The sequence below is a fragment of the Arthrobacter sp. A5 genome (assembly GCF_051131705.1).
Classification (GTDB): domain Bacteria; phylum Actinomycetota; class Actinomycetes; order Actinomycetales; family Micrococcaceae; genus Arthrobacter_M.
Window position 1 is genome coordinate 773,355 of the sequence record NZ_CP180316.1, and the last position, 23,341, is coordinate 796,695.

The following is a 23,341-nucleotide window of genomic DNA, read 5'->3' on the forward strand; positions in this document are numbered from 1 at the left end:
TCGCCGCCGTCGCCCTTTCACTGAAAATCATCGCGGATGCGGAGGAACGATGGTCGGAGGCGCTGGGCTCCGAGCGCTACCGGGCGCTGCGCCGCTCCTTGTTTGAGATTGGCTCCGCGGTGACGACGAACCATCCCTGAAGTAAAATACGGCCAATTGCGCCGGGTCCCGGCGGACCGGGCCGCAGCAACTCCGCACCAGCCCCGAACTACGGGTCCGTGTGCGCGATTCTGCGACGTGCGCCGTGCCAAGGCACCCGCGTTGGGGACCGGCGCGGACGCGCCTGTACCCTGCGGCGGGCCTGAAGAGCCCTCCGGATAAACGACTGAGCAGCAGATGTCCGATACGGGGCTGTAACGGACATCTACTGCTCAGTCGATGGAGTTGGATCCCCACGGGGCCTGCGGGGTCTTAGACCCGGCGGCTGAGGATGGCCTGTTTGACCTCGGAGATCGCCTGCGTGACCTGGATGCCGCGCGGGCACGCCTCGGTGCAGTTGAAGGTGGTGCGGCAGCGCCACACGCCTTCCTTGTCGTTGAGGATCTCCAGGCGCATGTCGCCGGCGTCGTCGCGGGAGTCGAAGATGAAGCGGTGCGCATTCACAATCGCGGCCGGCCCAAAGTACTGGCCGTCCGTCCAGAACACCGGACACGAGGAGGTGCACGCCGCACAGAGGATGCACTTGGTGGTGTCGTCAAAGCGGGCGCGCTCCTCGGCGGACTGCAGGCGTTCCCTGGTGGGCTCGTGGCCCTTGTTGATCAGGAACGGCATGATCTCGCGGTAGGACTGGAAGAACGGTTCCATGTCCACGATCAGGTCCTTCTCCACCGGCAGGCCCTTGATGGCCTCCACCGTGATCGGCTTCTTCGTGTCCAGGTCCTTCAGCAGCGTCTTGCAGGCCAGCCGGTTGCGTCCGTTGATGCGCATCGCATCGGACCCGCAGACACCGTGAGCGCAGGAACGGCGGAAGGACAGCGAACCGTCGTGCTCCCACTTAATCTTGTGCAGGGCGTCTAGCACGCGGTCCGTGCCGTACATGGTCAGCTCGTAGTCTTCCCAGCTGAAGTCCTCGGAAATTTCCGGGTTGTACCGGCGAACGCGCAAGGTGATGTTGAAGGTGGGGATTTCGCCGCCGCCGCCAACGTGGGCGGGCAGTTCGATTTTCGAAGCCGGCTCTGGGGCCGTTTCGGCAGTTTCAATGGGGCTCATTAGTACTTCCTCACCATCGGCTCGTAGCGCGTAAAGACAACCGGCTTGGTTCCCAGACGGATGCCGGCCGTGTGTTCCTTATTGGCGGTCTCCTGGACCTTATAGGCCATGGAATGCTTCATGAAGTTCTCGTCGTCGCGCTCCGGGAAGTCCTCACGGAAGTGGCCGCCGCGGGATTCCTCGCGGTGCAGCGCGGCGACGGTCATGACCTTGGCCAGTTCCAGCAGGAAGCCCAGCTCCACGGCTTCGAGCAGATCAAGGTTGAACCTTCTGCCCTTGTCCTGGACGGTGATGCGCTGGTAGCGCTCCTCCATCGAAGAAATGTCGGTGAGCACCTGGTTGAGGGTCTCCGCCGTGCGGAATACCTGCATGTTTGTGTCCATGGTGTCCTGCAGATCCTTGCGGATCAGCGCGACCTTTTCGCCGCCGTCGGACGTCCGGACATGGTTGAGCAGCTCAACCGTGTAGGCCTCGGGATCGTCCGGGAGGTCCACATAATCGGCGGTTTGGGCATACTCGGCTGCCGCAATGCCCGCACGCTTGCCGAAGACATTGATGTCCAGCAGCGAGTTGGTGCCCAGCCGGTTGGAACCATGCACGGAGACGCACGCGACCTCGCCGGCGGCGTAGAGGCCCGGAATGATCGTGTCGTTGTCCTGCAGGACCTCGGCCTGGACGTTGGTCGGGATGCCGCCCATGGCGTAGTGCGCCGTCGGGAAGACCGGAACCGGTTCCGTGTAGGGCTCCACACCAAGGTAGGTGCGGGCAAATTCCGTGATGTCCGGGAGCTTGGCGTCGATGTGCGCCGGCTCGAGGTGGGTCAGGTCCAGGAGGACATAATCCTTGTTCGGACCACAACCGCGGCCCTCGCGGACCTCATTGGCCATGGAGCGGGCCACAATGTCGCGCGGGGCAAGGTCTTTGATGGTCGGGGCGTAGCGTTCCATGAAGCGCTCGCCCTCGGAGTTGCGCAGGATCGCGCCCTCGCCGCGGGCCGCCTCGGAAAGCAGGATGCCCAACCCGGCCAGGCCTGTCGGATGGAACTGGAAGAATTCCATATCCTCCAACGGGATGCCGCGGCGGAAGGCGATGCCCATGCCGTCACCGGTCAGCGTGTGCGCATTGGAGGTGGTCTTGAAGACCTTGCCGGCGCCGCCGGTGGCGAAGATGACGGACTTGGCCTGGAAGATGTGGAGTTCGCCGGAAGCCAGGTCATAGGAGACGACGCCGGCAACGCGCTTGTGGATCCTGGTGACGCCGTCGACGGTGACTTCCTCATCGACCATGAGCATGTCCAGGACGTAGTACTCGTTGTAGAACTCCACGTTGTGCTTGACGCAGTTCTGGTAGAGCGTCTGCAGGATCATGTGGCCGGTGCGGTCCGCGGCGTAGCAGGCGCGCCGGACGGGCGCCTTGCCATGATCACGGGTGTGGCCGCCGAAGCGGCGCTGGTCAATCCGGCCCTCGGGGGTGCGGTTAAACGGCAGGCCCATCTTTTCCAGGTCCAGCACCGCATCGATGGCCTCCTTGGCCATGATCTCCGCGGCGTCCTGATCCACCAGGTAATCGCCGCCCTTGATCGTGTCGAAGGTGTGCCATTCCCAGTTATCTTCCTCCACGTTCGCCAGCGCGGCGCACATGCCGCCCTGGGCCGCCCCGGTGTGCGAGCGGGTGGGGTAGAGCTTGGTCAGTACAGCGGTGCGTGCGCGCTGGCCGGATTCGATGGCGGCACGCATGCCCGCGCCACCGGCCCCGACGATAACGACGTCGTACTTATGGACCTGCATACTGGATGCTCTTTCTCTCAAACTGCGGTTAAAGCGTGTGTGTGCTTCCTGATGGCCGCGGCGAAGCGGCTGGTGCGGAGCGCTGTTCTTGCTGCCGCTGCTGTTAGCGGGCGGTGCAGAAGGACGGCAGGTCGGTCACGGCGCCGGCCGGGCACGGATCAAAGGTGAAGATGACCAGCGTGCCGAGGACGATGATGACCACCGTTGCGACGTAAAGCACGGTCTTGAGCGCCATCCGCGTTCCATTGCGCTCGGCGTAGTCGTTGATGATGGTCCGCACACCGTTGGTGCCATGTAGCATGGCGAGCCAGAGCATGAGCAGATCCCAGATCTGCCAGAACGGGCTGGCCCATTTGCCGGCCACGAAGCCGAAGTCGATGGCGTGGACGCCGTCGCCGACCATCAGGTTCACAAACAGGTGACCGAAGATCAAAACCACCAGCACCACGCCGGAGAGCCGCATGAAGAGCCACGCGACCATCTCGAAGCTGCCTTTGCCGCCTTTGCTGCGGTTGTACTTCACATCGATCTTGCCGCTGCGCGGGGCGTCGATTATAGGTGTTGCCATGATTAGTTCCCCCCGAAAACGATGGAAAGCTGGCGGATCAGGAACGGCACCATCGCCACGACCCACAGGATCAGAACGGCCCAGAGGAGCTGAGCCTGGTACTTGTTGCCCTTTTTCCAGAAGTCAATGGCAATGATCCGTAGCCCATTGAACGCGTGGAAAACGATGGCGGCGACCAGACCGGCCTCGCCCAGACCCATGATCGGGTTCTTATACGTGCCGATGACGGCGTTATACGCTTCCGGGGACACGCGCACCAACGAAGTGTCCAGGACGTGCACCAACAGAAAAAAGAAAATCACAACACCCGTAATACGGTGTCCCACCCAGGACCACATGCCTTCTCGGCCGCGGTACAGAGTGCCAGCTGGTTTTGTCGGCACGCAATAATCCTCTCTGCATCACAGCGGCGCTAGCGTGGTTCCACGCGGGGTTACGCTCGTTGCGAGAGCACTCGTAGCTCAGGCCTAAATGTAGGCTTCGCTTACAGCTTATTCAAATTAGGCGCTCCTTGCTCTATCGCCTTGGTCACAGGCGTTACGCATTGGTCCCGCAGGGGCGTTCCGGCGCCGAAACGTGCCCGGACTTGGCCGGACGTCGCATAAACGTGCCCGGACGTGGCCGACGTGGCCGACGTGCCCGGACGGGGCCGCGCAGGCCGTTGTGGGCTGTCCACTAGACTGACGGGTGATGAATACTGAATCTTTAGGCACACCGGCCGCACGGTCCGCGGAAGAGTGGTCCGCGCAAAACCGGTCAGTGCAGACACTGGACAGATTTTATGCGGTCATCCCGGCCGGCGGCGTCGGGACCAGGCTATGGCCGCTGTCCCGGGCCGCCGCGCCGAAATTCCTTCATGACCTGACGAATTCGGGCAGCACGCTGCTGCGCGCCACCTACGACAGACTGGCGCCGCTGGCCGGGGATCGTGTGGTAGTGGTAACAGGCACTGCCCACCGGGAGGCCGTCTGCCGGCAGCTGCCCGAGATCAAGGACGCGGACTTCGTGCTGGAAAGCGAGCCTAAGGACTCGGCGGCCGCCATCGGACTGGCCGCCGCCATCCTCTACCGGCGGGACCCTGACATCATCATGGGCTCATTCGCCGCCGATCAGGTGATCAGCCCGGACGGCGTCTTCCAGGACGCCGTCCGTGAGGCGATCTTCACCGCCGCGACGGGCAAGATCGTCACCATCGGCATCAAACCCACGCACCCCTCCACAGGGTTCGGTTACATCCGCACCGGTGAAGCACTGGACATCGCCGGTGCGCCCAGCGCCCATGCCGTCGTCGAATTTGTGGAAAAGCCGAGCAAGGCGGTGGCCGAGGAGTACCTGGCCAGCGGCGACTACAACTGGAACGCCGGCATGTTTGTGGCTCCGGTGGCGCTGATGCTCAAGCACCTGGAACAGAATCAGCCGGAACTGTACAGCGGCCTGACCGAGATCGCCAACGCATGGGATACGGACCAGCAGCAGGAAGTCACGGCCCGGATCTGGCCCACCCTGCCGAAAACGGCCATTGACTATGCCGTGGCCGAACCTGCGGCCGACGCCGGCGATGTCGCCGTGATTCCGGGAACGTTCAGCTGGGACGACGTCGGAGACTTTGCCGCCATCGGCCGGCTCAACAGCGCCAAAGAGGTCGACGACGTCACGGTCGTCGGCGAGGGGGCCCGCGTTTTCACCGAGGGAGCCTCCGGCGTCGTGGTCACGGACACCAAGCGCGTTATTGCGCTGATCGGCATCAAGGACGTCGTTATTGTGGACACCCCTGATGCACTGCTCGTGACGACGACGGCGCACGCACAGCAGGTGAAAAGCGCCGTGGACCATCTCAAGGCCAGCGGCGACACTGACGTTCTATAGCCGGACCGGGTTCACCGGCGGGTTGGGGCGCGGCCGTAACTCTGGGCCGTGAATGACCTTGATGCGGTCCGGGGTCGCTAGAGTTTCTGTGTGCGCAATTACTCATTAGAGACCGAACCGACAGCTCTGATAAACCCCTGGCTGGAACCGAGAATCGCCGAGATGCTGGCGTTCAGACGGGATCTTCACGCACATCCGGAGCTTTCGCGGCAGGAATTCCGCACCACTGACAGATTGATGGCACGGCTCATCGCCGCGGGTCTGGCACCGCGGCGCCTGTCGGGCACCGGGCTCTTTGTTGACGTCGGCGACGGCCCGATCGCCACCGCCCTGCGCGGTGACATTGATGCGCTGCCGGTCATGGAGGAAACCGGCCTGTCGTTTGCCTCCCGGAACCACGGTGTCACCCATGCCTGTGGGCATGACATCCATACCACCACAATGCTGGGAATCGCCTTGGTGTTGACGGACATGCACGCGCAGCGGCCGCTGGGGGCCACGATACGGATCATTTTCCAGCCCGCCGAGGAGATTATGCCCGGCGGCTCGTTGGACTGCATTGCCCAGGGCGCGTTGGAGGGCGTGCCGCGGATCATGGCCCTGCACTGCGACCCGCGGATCGAGTTGGGACACATCGGTACGCGCATCGGCTCGATCACCAGCGCGTCGGACACCATCAAGATAGAACTCTCCGGCCGGGGCGGACACACCTCCCGTCCGCACCTGACCGAGGATCTGGTCTTCGCACTGGCCGAGATCGCCATCAACGTCCCGGCCGTTCTCTCCCGCCGGGTGGATGTGCGCAGCGGCGTGTCCGTGGTTTGGGGCCAGATCGGTGCCGGATCCGCGCCAAACGCCATTCCGGGCACCGGCTTCATGGCCGGCACCATGCGCTGCCTGGACCGCGAGGCCTGGCACGCGGCCGGTGAGCTGCTGGACGAAGTGGTGCAGCAGGTCGCCGCGCCGTACGGCGTGGATGTCCTGTTGGAGCATACCCGGGGCGTTCCGCCGGTGGTGAATTCGGAACATGAAACTGCGCTGATCGAGGCCGCGGCCCGCGCCGAACTGGGCGAGAACGCCGTCGTTCTGGCGCCGCAGTCAATGGGCGGGGAGGACTTCGCCTGGTTCCTGCAGGACACACCGGGAGCCTTGATGCGGCTGGGGACGCACGTGCCCGGCGGGGAACAGTACGATCTGCACCGCGGCGATTACATTGTGGATGAGCGTGCGCTGGGTCTGGGGATCAGGGTGCTCGGGGCAGCCGCCCTGCGGGCCATCCGCGACCTCACTTAACCCCGCGCGCTCCCTGCCTCATCCCTGGGGGAGGAGGCGGGTGCCTGGGATAAGCGGGGACGTGGATGGCGAAGGGCAGGCGTCCATCCGATAGGTTGTGCACAATGGAATTGTGTACTACGTTTGAGGTATGGATGAGCGCGACGTTCTCAAGCGGCAGGTCTGTTTCGCGCTGTACTCGGCCTCCAGGGCTGCCACTGCGCTCTACCGGCCAATGCTCAGCGAGCTGGGGCTGACGTATCCGCAGTATCTGGTGCTGCTCCTGCTCTGGGAGCGGGATGGCGCGTCGGTGCGCGAGCTGGGGGAGGAGCTCGCGCTGGATTCCGGTACACTGTCCCCGCTGCTCAAGCGGCTGGAGGCCGCCGGGCTGGTGCGACGTCAGCGTAGCGCCGACGACGAGCGGCGGGTTCAGGTGCACCTGACGGACGACGGCGCCGCCTTGCGCGAGCGGGCAGCTGCGGTTCCGCAGCAGCTGGCAGAGGCAGCGGGCCTCGGCCCCGGCGAGCTGGATCAATTGCGGGGCACACTATCCCGGCTGACCGCTGCCCTGCACGCTGCGGCAAGCTAAAAACCACCACCACCACCACCGCCACCAAGGACGGCCATGAAAATTCTTTACACCGGACAAGCCCATGCCACCGGCGATGGACGCAACGGCCAGGCCCGCAGCTCCGACGGCAAGCTTGAGGTGAGACTGGCAGCGCCGGTGGAACTGGGCGGAGACGGCAACGGAACCAATCCGGAACAGCTGTTCGCTGCCGGCTATGCCGCTTGCTTCCACTCCGCTCTGTGGCTGGCAGCGCGGCGCCACAAGGCGGATGTCTCCGGTTCCACGGTGACCGCCAACGTCGATTTCGGCGCAGTCGGCGAGGGTGCCTAGGGGATCGCCGTGCGGATGGAGATCGGTTTGCCACGGTTGAAGCCATCCGCCGCCCGGGAACTGGCCGAGGCGGCCCATCTGATCTGCCCATACTCCAATGCCACCCGCGGCAATATCAGCGTCGAACTGAGCATCCTGGCCCCGCCGGCCATTAGTGCCTGCAGCAGCATCAGAACCGTTACCCAACCCGCAATGGAGGCATCCGCATGAGCAATGAATCGCACAACCACGACACTCCCGCCGTCGATGAATCGGCACTTCCCCGCACCACCTGCGAGGTGCAGCTCGCGTCCCGTCCGCAGGGGGAGCCCGTGCCGGAGAACTTCCGGCTCACGGAATCGGACATTCCCGCTTTGGCGGACGGTCAGATCCTGGTCCGCAATACGGCCATGAGCGTGGATCCGTACATGCGGGGCCGCATGAACGATGTAAAGTCCTACAGCCCACCGTTTGCCCTGAATGCGCCGCTCGACGGCGGCGCGGTGGGCGAGGTGATTGCTTCGCGCAGCGCCGCACACAAAGTGGGGGACGTCGTTGTCCACGCACTGGGCTGGCGTGACTACGCGGTGTTGGCCGAGGGGGAGGCCCGGACCGTGGACAGCACGCTGTCGCGGCCGACGGCGTTCCTCGGCGCCCTCGGCATGACCGGGCTCACCGCCTATGCCGGCCTGACCGAGGTGGCGGCCTTCAAGCCCGGAGATACCGTCTTTGTCTCCGCCGCCGCCGGCGCGGTGGGATCCCTGGTGGGGCAGATCGCTAAAAACCTCGGCGCGGCACGCGTGATCGGCAGCGCGGGCTCGTCGGAAAAGGTGGCACGGCTGCTGGAGCTGGGCTTCGACGCGGCCTTCAACTACCACGACGGACCGGTCAAGGATCAGCTCAAGGCTGCCCTGCAACGGACGGGCGCCGCAACGCCCGGCGCCTCGGATGCGGCCGGAATCGACGTCTACTTCGACAATGTGGGCGGCGAACACCTTGAGGCCGCCATCTCCGTGTTGAACCGGTTCGGCCGGGTTGCCATGTGCGGGGCGATCTCGCAGTACAACAGCACAGCGCCGGTCAGTGGTCCACGGAATCTAGCGCTGGCGATCGGCAAGCAGCTGACACTGCGGGGGTTCATCGTGGGCAGTTACCAGTACCTGGCGGAGGAATTCGCCGGGAAAATGGCGCGATGGCTTGGCGACGGTGCGGTCCGCTTCGATGAGACCTTCGTGCACGGCCTGGAAAACGCGCCGCAGGCCTTCATCGATCTGCTCCGCGGTGCCAACACCGGGAAAATGGTCGTGACGCTGGACTGACAGGCCGAGGTTGCCCCGCGGGATGGAGGACCGACCATCAAAGAGGGGCGCCCCCGCGAAGACGATGCGGCCCAGCACCGCTGTCGCGAGCGAGCCCCGTCTTCACGCGGCCAGTCCTTCGCGTGCACGGGCTATCGCTGCTTGAATCCGCGTCCGCAGCTCGCCCGGGCGCCCCAGATCGGACCATTCGATCCGGATGAATCTCCAACCTAACTCCATCAATGCCTTTTCGCGCCGTCGTTCCTCAAAAATAACCTGGCCAGTCGGGGCGAAATCGAAGTATTTCGATTTCCCGTCAAATTCCAGGATGAGTTTGAGTGCCGGCCACGCGAAATCCGCCCGATAGCTGATGCTCCCCGCCTGTATAACGACCTGAACATCCGGCTGTTCGATGTTGAATGCGCGAAGGATCAGCCGCGTCCGAGTCTCGCCAGCAGACTCGGACCGTGCATCGAGTGCCTCAACCACTTGGCGGGCGCGTCGTATACCGCGGCTGCCCGGCATTGATGCGACCAGGGACTGTATCCCTTGCAGGCTCGCACCTTTGCGCAGGGCATGGTCCCCGATGATTACGGCGCGCTGAAACTCGCCGATTCTGGCACAATCGACGACGGTTCGCTCGAGCGAAGTCACCCAGATCGGCCCCTCGCCGCGGATACTGACCACGACAGTTTCCCGGAGCTCCAAGCGGCAGTGATGTCCCGTCACATCAGGGCCGGCACTGTTCTGCGACAGCGCAGAGGCGGAATTGATGTGAATACTGCTGCCGCAGTCCCAAATCCAGCATCCGTGAAGACGCGCAGCGCTGAAGTGGCTGTACGTACATGCGCCGCCGCTGGTGTAGAAATGGGCTTGCAGACCAAACATGTCCCGCTCCCAAACGGCGGCTGGAAACCATAAACTCATCTGAATGTATGCCCCGCGCCTGAGCCGATGCACGAAACCATATGCAACCCCAGCGGCCAACAACCGGTCCCCCACACCGGCCGATGCCAACTGCGCAGTCGAGGCGACAGGCCCACCAGGAGGCCACCGCACCTCCAGCGTTTTCCGAAGCCTGTTCTTGTCCATGTCAGTAAGATAGTGCTCACAGCCGGTTGGACAGGAACGGCACCGATCCGCTGTGCAGGACGACGCCACACTCCAGAAGTGTGGAGGAGTGGACGGGATGCTGGCCGCACCTCCTCTGCCGGACAGACACCGGTCATCCTCGGGCATTCTCGAAGGAGGGGCGTCCCCGCGACAACGCAGCTGCGCCGCCCCTCCTTCGCGGGGCCGCCCCTCCTTCGCTGCGCCGCCCCTCCTTCGCGGGGCCGCCCCTCCTTCGCGGCGCCGCCCCGTTTTGGCGAGGGCGGACAGGTAACGACTTTCCAACGATGAGGCATCGGCGGCGTCGAAAGGTGCAGGTGGGCTGAATCACCCATTAGGGTATTATCATCATCGCGCCATAGCGCAGCGCTTCGAAGATATCAGTGACAACAGAATTTGAGTCCCGGTGTTACGCACCGTGACCAACGGACACTCATTGAACCGCTGCTGTTCGCTGCGCTCAATCTCTGTTGGAGGAACTTTGAATCACCCACTGCACAGCGCCCTGTCCTTGCCCGGTGCCCTGAAACGCAGCGCCACCGTTGGAACCATCACCTTGGGTGCAACCGCGCTCCTGCTCACCGGCTGCGGCGCTGCACCGGCGCCGTCGGGTGGTGGCACGGCGGGGGCCAGCGACTATCTCGGCTGCATCGTCTCCGACGCCGGCGGATTCGACGACCAGTCCTTCAACCAGTCCTCCTACGAGGGCCTGAAGAAGACGCAAACGGACCTCGGCATCAAGATCAAGCAGGCGGAGTCCACCACGAAGGCGGACTTCGAGCCGAACCTGAACCAGATGGCCAACGCCGGCTGCAACCTGACCTTCACCGTGGGCTTCCTGCTCGCGGACGCCACCAAGAAGGTGGCCACGTCCGACGCCTCGGCGCACTTCGCGATCATTGATGACAACTCGATTAACCTGCCGAACGTCAAGCCGGTGGTCTACGACACCGCCCAGGCTGCGTTCCTGGCCGGCTATGCCTCCGCCGCGCAGACCAAGACCGGCAAGGTGGGCACCTTCGGTGGCATCAACATCCCCACCGTGACAATCTTCATGGATGGATTCGCCGACGGCGTCAAGTACTACAACGAGAAAAAGGGCAAGTCCGTCCAGCTGCTGGGCTGGGACAAGAACACTCAGCAGGGTGTCTTCACGAACACCTTCGACGTGGTCCAGGAGGGCACCAAGGCCACCAACAACCTGCTCAACGACGGGGCGGACATCATCATGCCCGTGGCAGGCCCGCTGGGCAAGGGCGCCGGCGATGCCATTTTGGCGGCGAACACCGCCGGCAAAGACGCCAAGCTGGTCTGGGTTGACTCGGACGGCTACCTGACGGCCCCGGCCTTCAAAGCCGTGCTGCTGACCTCCGTCATGAAGAAGATGGGCGAAGCGGTGGAGAACATTGTCAAGGACGACAAGGACGGCAAGTTCGATCCGACGCCGTATGTCGGGACGTTGGAGAACGACGGCGTCGCGCTGGCTCCGTTCCATGACCTGGACTCAAGTGTCACTGCGGACACCAAGAGCGAACTCGATGCGATCAGGAAGGACATCATCTCCGGCACGCTGAAGATCGAGTCCCCGGCCAGCCCGAAGAAGTAGGCAGGAAAAATGTCCGCGGATCCGCCCCGCCGCAGCGGCGGGGCGGTCGCCAGGTCCTTGTCGTGAAAAGTGTGCCGGCCTCCGACACAAACCTAAGAATGGTTGCAGCCTTGAAACTCGAACTCAAGGGCATCACCAAGAGCTTTGGCTCGTTGGTGGCCAACGACCGCATCGATCTCGTGGTGGAACCCGGCGAGATCCATTGCCTGCTCGGCGAAAACGGTGCCGGCAAGTCGACGCTGATGAATGTCCTCTACGGACTCTATGAACCGACTTCGGGCGAAATCCTGGTGGATGGGCAAGCCGTCAAGTTCTCCGGTCCCGGTGATGCCATGGCGGCCGGGATCGGCATGGTCCATCAGCACTTCATGCTGGTTCCCGTCTTCACCGTCGCGGAAAACGTTGCCCTGGGCCGCGAGTCCACTGGCCTTGGGGGCGTTCTGGATCTGGAGCAGACGCGGAGGAAGATCCGGGAGATCTCCGCCAAATTCGGTTTCAATGTGGATCCGGACACCGTGATCGAGGAGCTGCCCGTCGGGGTTCAGCAGCGAGTCGAGATCATCAAGGCCCTGGTCCGTGATGCCCGCATCCTGATTCTGGATGAACCGACTGCGGTGCTCACCCCGCAGGAGACCGACGAGCTGATGGACATCATGCGCCAGCTGACGGCGGGCGGCACCTCGATCGTTTTCATCTCGCACAAACTCCGCGAGGTCAAGGCGATTTCGGACCGCATCACCGTGATCCGGCGCGGCAAGGTGGTCGGCACTGCGGACCCGTCGGCCTCCACCACGGACCTGGCCTCCATGATGGTGGGGCGGTCGGTCAACCTGAGCCTCGACAAGGCCCCGGCGCGGCCGGGGGAGGAGGTCTTCCGGATCCGAAATCTCACGGTGATGTCCGACGACGGAACGCGGCTGGTGGACGACGTGTCCTTCGCCGTCGCCACCGGCGAGATCCTCACCGTCGCCGGTGTGCAGGGAAACGGCCAAACGGAACTGACGGAGGCCGTGCTCGGCCTGCACAGGCACGTCAGGGGCTCCATTACCCTCGACGGCCATGAACTGGTGGGCCGTTCGGTCCGGCAGGTGCTCGACGCCGGCGTTGGATTCGTGCCCGAGGACCGCAGGATTGACGGCTTGGTCGGCGCCTTCAGCATTGCCGAGAACCTGGTGCTGGATCTCTACGGCAAGAAGGAGTTCTCCCGCGGCTCCATGATGAACCGGACGGCGATCGCCGAACACGCTGCCCGCAAGATCGAAGAATTTGATGTCCGCACACCCTCTGCGCAGGCGCCCGCCGATACGCTCTCGGGCGGAAACCAGCAAAAAGTGGTGCTGGCGCGCGAGCTGTCCCGGCCGCTGAAGCTGTTTATCGCCTCCCAGCCCACCCGCGGGGTGGATGTGGGCTCGATCGAGTTTTTACACAAGCGCATTGTGGCCGAAAGGGATCAGGGAACGCCGGTGATCATCGTATCCACCGAGCTCGATGAGGTGCTTGAGCTCGCGGACCGCATTGCCGTACTCTTTGCGGGCAGGCTGATGGGCATCGTGCCCGGCAAGTCATCGCGTGATCTGCTGGGTCTGATGATGGCCGGGCTCTCGGCGGACGAAGCCCGGGCCCAGCTCAGCGCCACCACGACATTAAAAGGAGAGCCGTCTTGACTGATCCGCGGACCGAACCGGCCCCTGAGGACAGCCTCTCGGCGGCCCCGGCCGGCAGCCCTGGCGGGGCGGACCTGACCGGGGCCGCGGCCTCGATGAAACTGCCGCGGACAGGCCCAGGCAAGGACGAGCGCGGCAAGGACCTGATCCGCGAAATCATGACCGGCAGCGGACTTGTCTCGGTGCTCGCCGTCGTCGTCGCCCTGCTCATCGGCGCTGTCCTGATCGCGGTCACGGACGCACGCGTCGCCGCCGCAGCCGGGTACTTTTTCGCCCAGCCCGGCGACACCTTTGCCGCCATGTGGGCCGCCGTGTCGGAGGCCTACGGCTCGCTGTTCCGCGGCGCCACCTATGACCCGACCGCGCGGACCTGGCTGGGGCAGCTGGGAATCTTCGAAACGCTCACCTTCGCCACGCCGCTCATCCTGGCAGGGCTCTCGGTGACCATTGCCTTCCGCGCCGGGCTGTTCAACATCGGCGCGCAGGGGCAGATCATCCTGGGCGCCATCTTTGCCGGCGCACTCGGTTTCGGCATGCAGCTCCCGCCGGGCATCCATCTGCTGGTCGTCATCGTCGGCGGGGCTGTCGGCGGCGCCATCTGGGGTGGTATCGCCGGTCTATTGAAGGCGCGCACCGGGGCGCATGAGGTGATCGTGACCATTATGCTCAACTACATTGCTGTCAATCTGGTGCTGTACCTGCTGAAGAATCAGCTCAAGGACCCGGCCAGCTCCAACCCGGTCAGCCCCGCGATGCCGGGCTCTGCGGTCTTCCCACTGCTGCTGGGGCCCAACTTCCGGCTGAATGCCGGATTCATCCTGGCGGTGCTCGCGGTGATTGCTATGGCCTGGCTGTTGAACCGCTCGACCCTGGGCTTCGAGTTCAGGGCCATCGGGGCGAACCCGAATGCCGCCCGGACAGCCGGGATGGTGGTCTCCCGCGGCTACATTGTGGTCATGCTGATCTCCGGCGCGCTGTCCGGACTGGCCGGCGTGTCCCAGATCTCCGGCACGGAGCGGTCGCTGGACGCGGATGTGGCAGGCAATATCGGTTTCGACGCCATCACCGTGGCCCTCTTGGGCCGGTCGACCCCTTGGGGCACCTTTTTTGCCGCGCTGCTCTTCGGCGCTTTCAAAGCCGGCGGTACCTCCATGGCGGTCAACGCGGACGTTTCCATCGACATCGTGCTGGTGGTCCAGTCCCTGATCGTGCTGTTCATCGCAGCGCCGCCATTGATCCGCGCGATCTTCCGGGTCAAGTCGCCGACCATCAACCCGCCGACCATCAAGCCGCCGACCATCTCCGCGCAGGCCACCCGAGGAGCTGCAGTATGAGCACAGCGATGAGCACAGCGACCAGCACAGTCCGGGACCAGCTTGCCGTCCGGAGCTGGAAAGTACCGATCGCTTTCGGGTTCATGGCGGCGTTCGCCGTCGTCGTCTTCGCGGTCTTCGGACCCGATGGCCAGGCAACCTTCCGGCTCTCGCAGGACTCGGATGCCTGGCAGCTGCCGGACCTGGTGCTGCCCGCCAAGATTTCCGGCATCATCGCCGCACTGGGCTGTGTGGTCCTGGCGGCGATGTCCTATCTGCAGACCAGGACGGTGGGCAGAACGTCGCGGGCGGTGACATCCTCCTTCACGGTGCTGTTCGTGGCCGGTTTCCTGATCTGGATCATCGGCGGCACTAAGACGCAGAACATCACGTTGGTGGGGCTGTTCACCGGGGCCATGCTCATTGTCACCCCGTTGGTGTTCGGCTCGCTCTCGGGAGTGCTGTGCGAACGCTCCGGCGTGGTCAACATCGCCATTGAGGGCCAGCTGCTCGCGGGGGCCTTTACCGCGGCGCTGGTCGGTTCCATCACCGGAAATGCCATCGCCGGACTGCTCGCGGCTGCCGTCGCCGGGGTGCTGGTGGGGTTTATGCTGGCGGCGTTCAGCATCAAATACCTGGTCAACCAGATCATCGTTGGGGTGGTGCTGAACGTGCTGGTGGCCGGCCTGACCGGATTCCTTTTCGAGAAGATCATGAAGATCAAGGTGGGCGGTGCCACCATCTACAACCAGCCGCCGCACCTGCCCAACCTGCCGGTCCCGCTACTGAGTGAAATCCCGATCATCGGGCCGACGTTTTTCCGCCAGTCCATCCTGGGCTACCTGATGCTGGTACTCGTGGCGGGGATCTGGTTTGCGCTGTTCCACACTCGCTGGGGGCTGCGCATCCGTGCCGTGGGAGAGCACCCGCAGGCGGCGGACACCATGGGCATCAATGTCAACCGCACCCGGTTTTTGAACGTGCTCGCCGGCGGAGCGGTGGCCGGCGTTGGCGGCGCGTACTTCACGCTGGTGGCTGTCAGCAGCTTCAGCAAGGACATGACCGGCGGCCTCGGGTTCATCGCCCTGGCGGCCTTGATCTTCGGGCGCTGGAATCCGATCGGCGCCTTTCTTGCGGCCATGCTGTTCGGCGTGGCCGGAAACCTGAAGAGCATCCTGCAGCTGGCGGTCACCCCGGTGGACGGGCAGTTCCTGGCGATGCTGCCGTACGCGCTGACCATCTTGGCCGTGGCGGGGCTGGTGGGCAAGTCGCGCGCGCCGGCCGCCAGCGGCGTCCCCTATGTGAAGGGCTAGGGAGATGGCAGATCCCGTCGATTGGGCCGCGCTGGCCGGCGCAGCCAGGGAAGCGATGTTGCGCGCTTATGCGCCGTATTCGAAGTTTCCTGTCGGCGCAGCGGGGCTGACCGACGATGGCCGGATCATCAGCGGCTGCAATGTGGAGAATGCGAGCTATGGCCTCACACTCTGCGCCGAATGCACCCTGATCGGAAATCTCCAGCTGTCCGGCGGCGGACTGCTGGCAGCTTTCTACTGTGTGGACTCGCAGGGGGCCGTACTGATGCCGTGCGGTCGCTGCCGGCAGCTGCTGTATGAATTCCGCGCGCCCGGAATGCAGCTCATGACCACCCGGGGCATCAAAACAATGGACGAAGTGCTGCCCGATGCGTTCGGGCCCCAACATCTGGAGGAAACCCCGTGACCGAGACCTTCGACGCCGTCGACATTATCCGCACCAAGCGGGACCGCGGCACGCTGACGCGCGGGCAAATCGACTGGACCATTGACGCTTACACGCGCGGCACCATAGCCGAGGAACAAATGGCCGCGCTGAACATGGCCATCTTGCTCAATGGCATGGGGCGGGAGGAAATCTCGGCGTGGACCGCGGCCATGATTGCCTCCGGAGAACGGCTGGACTTCTCCGGCCTGCGCGGTCCGGCCGGGGCACCCAAGGCCACCAGCGACAAGCACTCCACCGGGGGCGTAGGGGATAAGATCACGCTTCCGCTGGCGGCGCTGGTCGCGGTGTTCGGTGTGGCCGTCCCGCAGCTCTCCGGCCGGGGGCTCGGTCACACTGGGGGTACCCTGGACAAGCTGGAATCCATTCCGGGCTGGCGGGCCGAACTCAGCAATGACGACATGATGCGCCAGCTCAGCGAGGTGGGGGCCGTGATCTGCGCCGCCGGTGCCGGGCTGGCACCGGCCGATAAGAAGCTCTACGCGCTCCGTGATGTCACCGGCACGGTGGAATCGATACCGCTGATCGCTTCCTCGATCATGAGCAAGAAAATTGCCGAAGGCACCGGCTCCCTGGTGCTGGATGTGAAGGTCGGTTCGGGGGCCTTTATGAAGACCGAGGGGATGGCCCGCGAGCTGGCCGAGACCATGGTGGCCCTGGGCCAGGACGCCGGGGTCAGTACCGTGGCGCTGCTGACAAATATGGACACGCCACTGGGGCTGACCGCCGGGAACGCGATCGAGGTTCAGGAGTCCCTCGAGGTGCTCGCCGGCGGTGGCCCGGAAGACGTCGTCGAACTGACCGTCCGGCTGGCCGAAGAAATGCTGGCCGGCGCCGGCGTGCACGGCGCCGATCCCGCGGCGGCGCTCAAGGACGGCCGGGCAATGGACGTCTGGAACAGGATGATTTCGGCCCAGGGCGGTGACCCGCAGGCACAGCTCCCGGCGGCCAGGGAATCGGACGTGATCTACGCTCCGGCGGACGGGGTCCTGGTGCGGCTGGACGCCTTGGCCGTCGGCGTCGCAGCCTGGCGCCTGGGTGCCGGGCGTGCGCGCAAAGAGGACGCTGTCCAAGCTGGAGCCGGCGTGCGGATGCACGCCAAACCCGGTGCACTGGTCCGGGCCGGGGAGCCACTCATGACGCTGCTGACGGACACTCCAGAGAAGTTCGCGCGGGCCCGGGAAGCGCTCGCGGAGGCGGTGCTGATCGCTCCGGAAGGCTCGCGGCCGGCGGCCAAGCTCATCCTTGGTCGCATCGGCTAGGAATGCGGCCGGCAGGCTCATCCCCAGGGTGGAGCAGGGGCGCGAAATGTAGGCCGAAGGATTGATGGCGCGGGTGCCCGTGGCGTGGGAAACTATTAGTATCCCACCCCCGGAGAGGAATCGTCCCCAGTGGACCTGCTGAATGCCTTACCCCACCTAATGGGCGAGCTGAACCGTTTGATTGAGCACTCGGCAAACCAATGGTGGATTGTGCCGTTGGTGATGCTCTTTTGCCTGATCGATGGATTCTTTCTGTTCCTCCCCAGCGAAACAGCCATTGTGGCCCTCGCCGCGATTTCCTCCAGGCTGGGGGAGCCGAACATCTGGCTGCTGCTGGCCGGCGGCGCCATCGGCGCCATCGTGGGAGATAACATTGCTTATTTCCTGGGGCGCAAGCTCGGCGTCACCCGATTCCGCTGGATGCGCAGGCCGCGGACGGCGAAGGCGTTTGAGTGGGCGCGCAAGGAACTGGACAAGCGCGGAGCCATCCTGATTTTCACCGCCCGGTATATTCCGGTGGGCCGGATTGCCGTCAACTTCACCGCCGGCGCAACGCGCTTCCCCTGGAAGAAGTTCTTCTGGCTGGACTTCGCCGCGGCCCTGACCTGGTCCGGATATTCGGTGGGCATCGGTAGCTTTGCCGGACGATGGGTGCATCACAACCCGCTGCTTGGCGTGGGCATCGCCATCGTGTTTGCCATCCTCATGGGTTTCATCGTTGATAACGCGATGAAGTTCTTCCACCGATGGCTCGGCAAACGGGCGAAATCCAGCCCCGCAGCGGGTCAGTCAGCAGGAAGTCAGCCAGCCGCGGACCAACCCGACCGGGCGGAGGCGGAACGGGCGACGACGGCGACCCGAGTGCCGCCGTCGGCGATCCGAGTGCCGCCGTCGGCCGATCCGCTGCCGGCCGAGACTCCCGCGGCGGACGGCGTGCGAACCGACAGCGCCAGGGATCAGGGCGTTAGAGTTGAACGGTGACTGAATCCGCGCAAGACGCCATGACCGCATCCGAGAAGGCTTTGGACCTGCAGAGCCTGCCGAAGGTTTCCCTGCACGATCATTTGGACGGAGGTCTCCGCCCCGCCACCATCATCGAACTGGCAGCCGCTGCCGGGCATAAGCTGCCCTCCACGGACCCGGTGGCCTTGGCCCAGTGGTTCCGCGAGTCGGCTGATTCAGGCTCGCTGGTCCGCTACCTGGAAACCTTCGACCACACCATCGCAGTAATGCAGACGCGGGACGGCCTGATCCGGGTTGCCCGGGAGTTCGTTGAAGATCTGGCGGACGACGGCGTCGTCTACGGCGAAGTGCGCTGGGCACCCGAGCAGCACCTGACGGCCGGCCTGACTCTGGATGAAACGGTTGAAGCCGTGCAGGAAGGTCTGGAAGCCGGGGTGGCCTCGGTGGAGGAATCAGGACGGCATATCCAGGTGGGGCAGCTGATCACGGCCATGCGGCACGCGGACCGCGGCCAGGAAATCGCCGAGCTGGCCGTCCGGCACCGGAACTCCGGGGCCGTGGGCTTTGACATCGCCGGGGCGGAGGAGGGCTTCCTTCCCTCGCGCTTCAAGGACGCCTTTACCTACCTGGCCGAGCACAATTTTCCGGCGACCGTGCATGCCGGTGAAGCAGCCGGACTGGAGAGCATCCAGGACGCGCTGGTGCACGGCCGTGCCCAGCGGCTGGGGCATGGCGTACGCATCGCCGAGGACATCGAGGTGGAGTACGTCGCGGCGGAGGACGCCGAGGAAGCCGGCGCGGACTCCCGCACGGCCGGCGGGGATTTCGACGGTGCCGATGATGAGGACACGGTTGGCATCGTGACCATGGGGGAGCTTGCCGCCTGGGTGCGGGACCGCGGTATTGCGCTGGAAATCTGCCCGTCCTCGAACCTGCAGACGGGGGCCATCGCCGGATTCGGCGGCAGCATCGCGGACCATCCACTGGACCTGCTGTACCAGACCGGCTTCCGGGTGACCATCAACACGGACAACCGGCTGATGAGCGGGGTCACGCTGACCGATGAGTTCGAGCTGCTGGTGGACATCTTCGACTATGACCTGGATGATCTGCTGGCCCTGTCCTTGAACGCGGCGGAGGCGGCCTTCCTGCCGTTGGAGGACCGTGAGGCGCTGGCCGATCACCTCATTGAGGCCTATACCGGCGGACGCTGACATGCCTCCCCCAGCCGACCCGGCAACGGCGCTGCTGCGCCTAATTGAGGTGATTGATCAGCTGCGGACGCACTGCCCCTGGATGCGGGCGCTGACGCATGAATCGCTGGTGCAGTACCTCATTGAGGAGTCATACGAGCTCGTCGAGGCAATCGAGACCGGATCCGGCGACGAGATCAAGGGCGAAGTCGGCGACATCCTGCTGCAGGTGGTGCTGCACGCCCGGCTGGCGCAGGAAGTAGGTGGCTTTGATATTGCGGACGTCGCGCAGGCCCTGGCAGAGAAACTGATCCGCCGTAGTCCGCACGTCTTCCAGTCGGACGGATCGCTGCAGGACACCTTCCCCTCGGACATCGCCACGATCGAAACTACCTGGCATCGGATCAAGGCCGGGGAGAATCAGGCTGGGGAATCCAAGACAGGCGAATCCAAGCCGGGCGAAGCCAAGGCAGGGGAATTCACGGCTGGGGAGAAATCAGTCAGCGGCGGCACAGAGTCCCCGTTTCACGGCATCCCCAGAGCCTTGCCAGCGCTGGCCTTGGCGCAGAAATCGCTGGACCGCGCCGCCCGCGCGCGCTCCGCGGCTGGCGCGGGGTTGCTTGACCCCGCCGGTGCCGGCGTCGCCGCTTCCGGCCCGCGGACGGAGGACGAACTTGGGGACGTGCTGTTCGCCGTCGTCCGCTCCGCGCGCGCGGCCGGACTGGACGCCGAGCGTGCCCTGCGCTCGGCCGTCCGCCGCTTCCAGACCTCCGAAATCAGCCCCGGCTAAGCGACTGCCCGGCAGCTGTGATGGACCCGCTTTCGGGCCGCGGCTGCCGGGCAGTTGTTTGTGCTGTTCATTCGGACTGTGCAGGAGATCCGGGGCTCGGGGACGGCTGATCGGGAGCTGGTGCTCGGGAGGCTGCCTTGTCCTGTGGACAAGTGGCCCGAGGGCAGGTCAGTCAGAGAGCAGCTTGTAGATGGTGCGGCGCGCTACGTCGAGGGCTGCCGTGGCGCTCCGCTGCTGCTCCTCGGTGCCGTCGGCGCCGATCTGCCGTACGGCCCCCATGAGTTTGCCGCTACTCAGACGCAGTTCCTGGCCGACGCCCGCTTCCTCGCTGACCTCTTGCCAGACCGCGGCCATTTCCTCGTGATGACCGGCCACATAGTCCCTGCCTTGCCCCGTGAGCTCAAACTCGGTCCGGCGGCCTTCGCCGACCGGGCTGATGAGCTCCTCGGCCTGCAGCGCCGCGAGGGCCGGATAGATGGATCCGGGGCTGGGACGCCAAGCTCCATCCGTGTGGACGACGATGGCCTTGATGAGGCCATAGCCGTTGTAGCTAGCCTGGCTGAGCAGGGACAGGATGGCACTGCGGACATTGCCCTTGCGGGCCCGGCCGCCCGGCCCGAATCCCCGGCCGAATCCGGGGAGCCCCGGACCGCCGAAGCCCGGGAACCCCGGGGCGCCGAAACCCGGGAACCCCGGACCTCCGAAACCGGGACCCCCGCGGCCACCACCGCGGTGGCCCCGGTCGCCTGGACCCCGGTCGCCTGGACCCCAGCCGCCGGGACCCCAGCCGCGTCCGGACTCTCCCGAGGGGTCGCTGCACGATTCTGACGCCGGATCCGGCGGGGAGCCCTGGGCGTTCGACGGGCCGTGGTCGTGCTGGCCACGTCCGTGTGGTGGGCCGCCGAAGGATTGCCGTTCCGCGCCTTCCGGGCCGGCCGGATTTCTGTCGTTGGGGAAAGCTTCGTTGCTGTTCATGATGAGTACTTTCGTTTTAAGAGGGGAGGTACGCCGGGGGATTCCTCCCGGCTTGCTCTGTCTGTCTGCTTGCTCTGTCTGTCGGCTTGCTCTGTCTGGCGCGGCCGGTTGGACGGCCGGGATGCACCCAGTGGCCCCGGGCGGCGGACACGCTCACGCCGTTGTCCCCCGGGATTGCGGGTGTTCTTCAAGAAACTTCGCGATAGGTCAACGATATATCGCTATAAATGGACAGTCAAGACTTTTTTCGACTCTTTCGCGGTATCCGATCCCGGATTCCGCGCGGCGACCACACGTCCCCAACCGTGCTCCCGAGCCCGGGTGTCGGCTGGACGTGGGTCCGGCCCGCCGGCAACGCGCTAGGCTAGGTGGGACAGCGAGGTCGACTTCCATCCGCCAGTTACCCAAGACTCTGGACAACACATCTTAGGAGCCATCCATGGCCATTATTGATGCCATTCATGCACGCGAAATTCTGGATTCCCGAGGCAACCCGACGGTTGAGGTAGAGGTGGGGCTCGACGACGGATCGGTAGGGCGCGCGGCCGTCCCGTCCGGCGCGTCCACCGGCGCCTTCGAGGCAGCGGAACGCCGTGACAATGAGAAGGGCCGCTACCAGGGCAAAGGCGTCCGGCAGGCCGTCGACGCGGTCATCGACACCATCGCGCCGGCGCTTATCGGCTTCGATGCTACGGACCAGCGCCTGATTGACCAGACCATGCTGGAGCTGGACGGCACCCCGAACAAGTCAAACCTGGGCGCCAACGCCATCTTGGGTGTTTCGCTGGCCGTCGCCAGTGCCGCCGCGGATTCCTCAGACCTGCCGCTGTACCGCTACCTGGGCGGCCCTAATGCCCATGTGCTGCCCGTGCCGCTGATGAACATTCTCAACGGCGGGTCGCACGCGGATTCCGATGTCGACATCCAGGAATTCATGGTGGTCCCGCTCGGCGCGGCAACATTCTCCGAGGGCCTGCGCTGGGGAGTGGAGGTCTACCACAACCTCAAGTCCGTGCTGCAGGAGAAGGGGCTCTCTACCGGGCTGGGAGATGAGGGCGGCTTCGCGCCCAACCTGCCGTCCAACCGTGCCGCGCTTGATCTAATCCTGGAGGCCATCAAGAAGGCTGGTTACACCCCCGGCAAGGACGTGGCACTGGCACTGGATGTCGCGTCCTCGGAGTTCTTTAAGGACGGCACCTACCAGTTCGAGGGCAAGTCCCTGACGGCTGCGGACATGAGCGCCTACTACGAGGAACTGGTTCGTGACTATCCGCTGGTTTCCATTGAGGACCCACTGGACGAGGACGATTGGGACGGGTGGAAGACCCTCACCGACGCCATCGGCGACAGGGTCCAGATCGTGGGCGACGATCTTTTCGTCACCAACCCGGAGCGGCTGCAGCGCGGAATCGACGCGAAGACGGCCAATTCCCTGTTGGTCAAGGTGAACCAGATCGGCACGCTGACGGAGACCCTCGACGCCGTGTCGCTGGCTCAGCGCGCCGGATACACCACGATTACCTCGCACCGCTCCGGTGAGACCGAGGACACCAGCATCGCGGATATCTGTGTTGCCACGAATGCCGGTCAGATCAAGACAGGTGCGCCCGCGCGTTCCGAGCGGGTGGCCAAATACAATCAGCTGCTGCGCATTGAAGAAGAGCTCGACGACGCCGCGCGTTACGCCGGCTCGGCCGCCTTCCCGCGTTTCACGGCCAAGTAAGGCCCCGCGACTGGCTAAGGTTAACTCCAAGCCTTAGCCGGTCCCGCCGCGGCCTTCACTCGTGAAACCGCGCGCCCCGGCCGCCGGGCGTGAATTGGCCGGGA

General features: G+C 64.8%; 20 protein-coding genes and 1 pseudogene. 15 read left to right on the plus strand and 6 right to left on the minus strand.

Annotated features, from left to right (window positions below):
* Window positions 1-411: 411 nt before the first annotated feature.
* From ACLLJI_RS03615 to sdhC, 4 genes are all read right to left on the minus strand, one after another.
* Window positions 412-1,209: a succinate dehydrogenase iron-sulfur subunit gene (locus ACLLJI_RS03615; RefSeq protein ID WP_283558557.1), complete on the minus strand. Its 798-nt coding sequence runs from the start codon at window positions 1,207-1,209 to the stop codon at window positions 412-414.
* Window positions 1,209-2,996 carry a succinate dehydrogenase flavoprotein subunit gene (gene sdhA, locus ACLLJI_RS03620; RefSeq protein ID WP_283558558.1) on the minus strand — a complete coding sequence of 596 codons (1,788 nt, stop codon included), beginning with the start codon at window positions 2,994-2,996 and terminating at the stop codon, window positions 1,209-1,211. Before sdhA ends, ACLLJI_RS03615 begins: the two co-directional genes overlap by 1 nt.
* Window positions 2,997-3,099: 103 nt before the next feature.
* Complete coding sequence (locus tag ACLLJI_RS03625) at window positions 3,100-3,564, minus strand: succinate dehydrogenase hydrophobic membrane anchor subunit (RefSeq protein WP_283558559.1); 465 nt, start codon at window positions 3,562-3,564, stop codon at window positions 3,100-3,102.
* A 2-nt stretch (window positions 3,565-3,566) separates the two neighbouring features.
* The gene (sdhC, locus tag ACLLJI_RS03630) at window positions 3,567-3,947 is read right to left on the minus strand and encodes a succinate dehydrogenase, cytochrome b556 subunit (RefSeq protein WP_283558560.1); all 381 of its coding nucleotides are present in this window, start codon (window positions 3,945-3,947) and stop codon (window positions 3,567-3,569) included.
* A 307-nt stretch (window positions 3,948-4,254) separates the two neighbouring features.
* Between sdhC and ACLLJI_RS03635 the strand changes: the two genes are divergently transcribed.
* From ACLLJI_RS03635 to ACLLJI_RS03655, 5 genes and pseudogenes are all read left to right on the plus strand, one after another.
* Window positions 4,255-5,430 (plus strand): mannose-1-phosphate guanylyltransferase, encoded by a 1,176-nt coding sequence (locus ACLLJI_RS03635; RefSeq protein ID WP_434618023.1) that lies wholly within the window; start codon window positions 4,255-4,257, stop codon window positions 5,428-5,430.
* A 90-nt stretch (window positions 5,431-5,520) separates the two neighbouring features.
* Complete coding sequence (locus ACLLJI_RS03640; protein ID WP_434618026.1) at window positions 5,521-6,723, plus strand: amidohydrolase; 1,203 nt, start codon at window positions 5,521-5,523, stop codon at window positions 6,721-6,723.
* 130 nt (window positions 6,724-6,853) lie between these two features.
* Window positions 6,854-7,291 carry a MarR family winged helix-turn-helix transcriptional regulator gene (locus ACLLJI_RS03645; protein WP_434618029.1) on the plus strand — a complete coding sequence of 146 codons (438 nt, stop codon included), beginning with the start codon at window positions 6,854-6,856 and terminating at the stop codon, window positions 7,289-7,291.
* Between the two features lie 36 nt (window positions 7,292-7,327).
* Window positions 7,328-7,741 (plus strand): annotated as a pseudogene (locus ACLLJI_RS03650) (organic hydroperoxide resistance protein); the annotation flags it as partial.
* Window positions 7,742-7,809: 68 nt separating this feature from the next.
* Entirely contained in the window at window positions 7,810-8,901 is a 1,092-nt protein-coding gene (locus tag ACLLJI_RS03655) for an NADP-dependent oxidoreductase (RefSeq protein ID WP_434618032.1), read from the plus strand.
* Between the two features lie 102 nt (window positions 8,902-9,003).
* Here ACLLJI_RS03655 and ACLLJI_RS03660 read toward each other — a convergent pair whose 3' ends face one another.
* Window positions 9,004-9,567, minus strand: coding sequence for a hypothetical protein (locus ACLLJI_RS03660; RefSeq protein WP_434618035.1), 564 nt, complete (start codon window positions 9,565-9,567; stop codon window positions 9,004-9,006).
* A 904-nt stretch (window positions 9,568-10,471) separates the two neighbouring features.
* Here ACLLJI_RS03660 and ACLLJI_RS03665 point away from each other — a divergent pair.
* From ACLLJI_RS03665 to ACLLJI_RS03705, 9 genes are all read left to right on the plus strand, one after another.
* Entirely contained in the window at window positions 10,472-11,596 is a 1,125-nt protein-coding gene (locus ACLLJI_RS03665) for a BMP family lipoprotein (RefSeq protein ID WP_434618038.1), read from the plus strand.
* 110 nt (window positions 11,597-11,706) lie between these two features.
* Window positions 11,707-13,260, plus strand: a complete 1,554-nt coding sequence (locus tag ACLLJI_RS03670; protein ID WP_434621155.1) for an ABC transporter ATP-binding protein — start codon at window positions 11,707-11,709, stop codon at window positions 13,258-13,260.
* A complete protein-coding gene (locus ACLLJI_RS03675) occupies window positions 13,257-14,594 on the plus strand; it encodes an ABC transporter permease (protein ID WP_434618041.1) in 1,338 nt (445 codons plus the stop codon). The genes ACLLJI_RS03670 and ACLLJI_RS03675 overlap by 4 nt, the downstream gene beginning before the upstream one ends.
* Entirely contained in the window at window positions 14,591-15,886 is a 1,296-nt protein-coding gene (locus ACLLJI_RS03680) for an ABC transporter permease (protein ID WP_434618044.1), read from the plus strand. The genes ACLLJI_RS03675 and ACLLJI_RS03680 overlap by 4 nt, the downstream gene beginning before the upstream one ends.
* Window positions 15,887-15,890: 4 nt before the next feature.
* Window positions 15,891-16,292, plus strand: a complete 402-nt coding sequence (locus ACLLJI_RS03685) for a cytidine deaminase (RefSeq protein ID WP_283558568.1) — start codon at window positions 15,891-15,893, stop codon at window positions 16,290-16,292.
* A complete protein-coding gene (locus tag ACLLJI_RS03690; RefSeq protein ID WP_434618048.1) occupies window positions 16,289-17,593 on the plus strand; it encodes a thymidine phosphorylase in 1,305 nt (434 codons plus the stop codon). Before ACLLJI_RS03685 ends, ACLLJI_RS03690 begins: the two co-directional genes overlap by 4 nt.
* Window positions 17,594-17,722: 129 nt before the next feature.
* Window positions 17,723-18,574 carry a DedA family protein gene (locus tag ACLLJI_RS03695; RefSeq protein WP_434618051.1) on the plus strand — a complete coding sequence of 284 codons (852 nt, stop codon included), beginning with the start codon at window positions 17,723-17,725 and terminating at the stop codon, window positions 18,572-18,574.
* Between the two features lie 20 nt (window positions 18,575-18,594).
* Window positions 18,595-19,770, plus strand: coding sequence for an adenosine deaminase (locus tag ACLLJI_RS03700; RefSeq protein WP_434621158.1), 1,176 nt, complete (start codon window positions 18,595-18,597; stop codon window positions 19,768-19,770).
* Window position 19,771: 1 nt separating this feature from the next.
* Complete coding sequence (locus ACLLJI_RS03705) at window positions 19,772-20,539, plus strand: MazG nucleotide pyrophosphohydrolase domain-containing protein (RefSeq protein ID WP_434618054.1); 768 nt, start codon at window positions 19,772-19,774, stop codon at window positions 20,537-20,539.
* Window positions 20,540-20,707: 168 nt separating this feature from the next.
* Here ACLLJI_RS03705 and ACLLJI_RS03710 read toward each other — a convergent pair whose 3' ends face one another.
* Complete coding sequence (locus ACLLJI_RS03710; RefSeq protein WP_434618057.1) at window positions 20,708-21,514, minus strand: PadR family transcriptional regulator; 807 nt, start codon at window positions 21,512-21,514, stop codon at window positions 20,708-20,710.
* A gap of 439 nt (window positions 21,515-21,953) precedes the next feature.
* On the opposite strand from ACLLJI_RS03710, the gene eno reads away from it, so the two are divergent.
* Window positions 21,954-23,237: a phosphopyruvate hydratase gene (gene eno / locus ACLLJI_RS03715; RefSeq protein ID WP_434618060.1), complete on the plus strand. Its 1,284-nt coding sequence runs from the start codon at window positions 21,954-21,956 to the stop codon at window positions 23,235-23,237.
* Window positions 23,238-23,341: the final 104 nt, after the last annotated feature.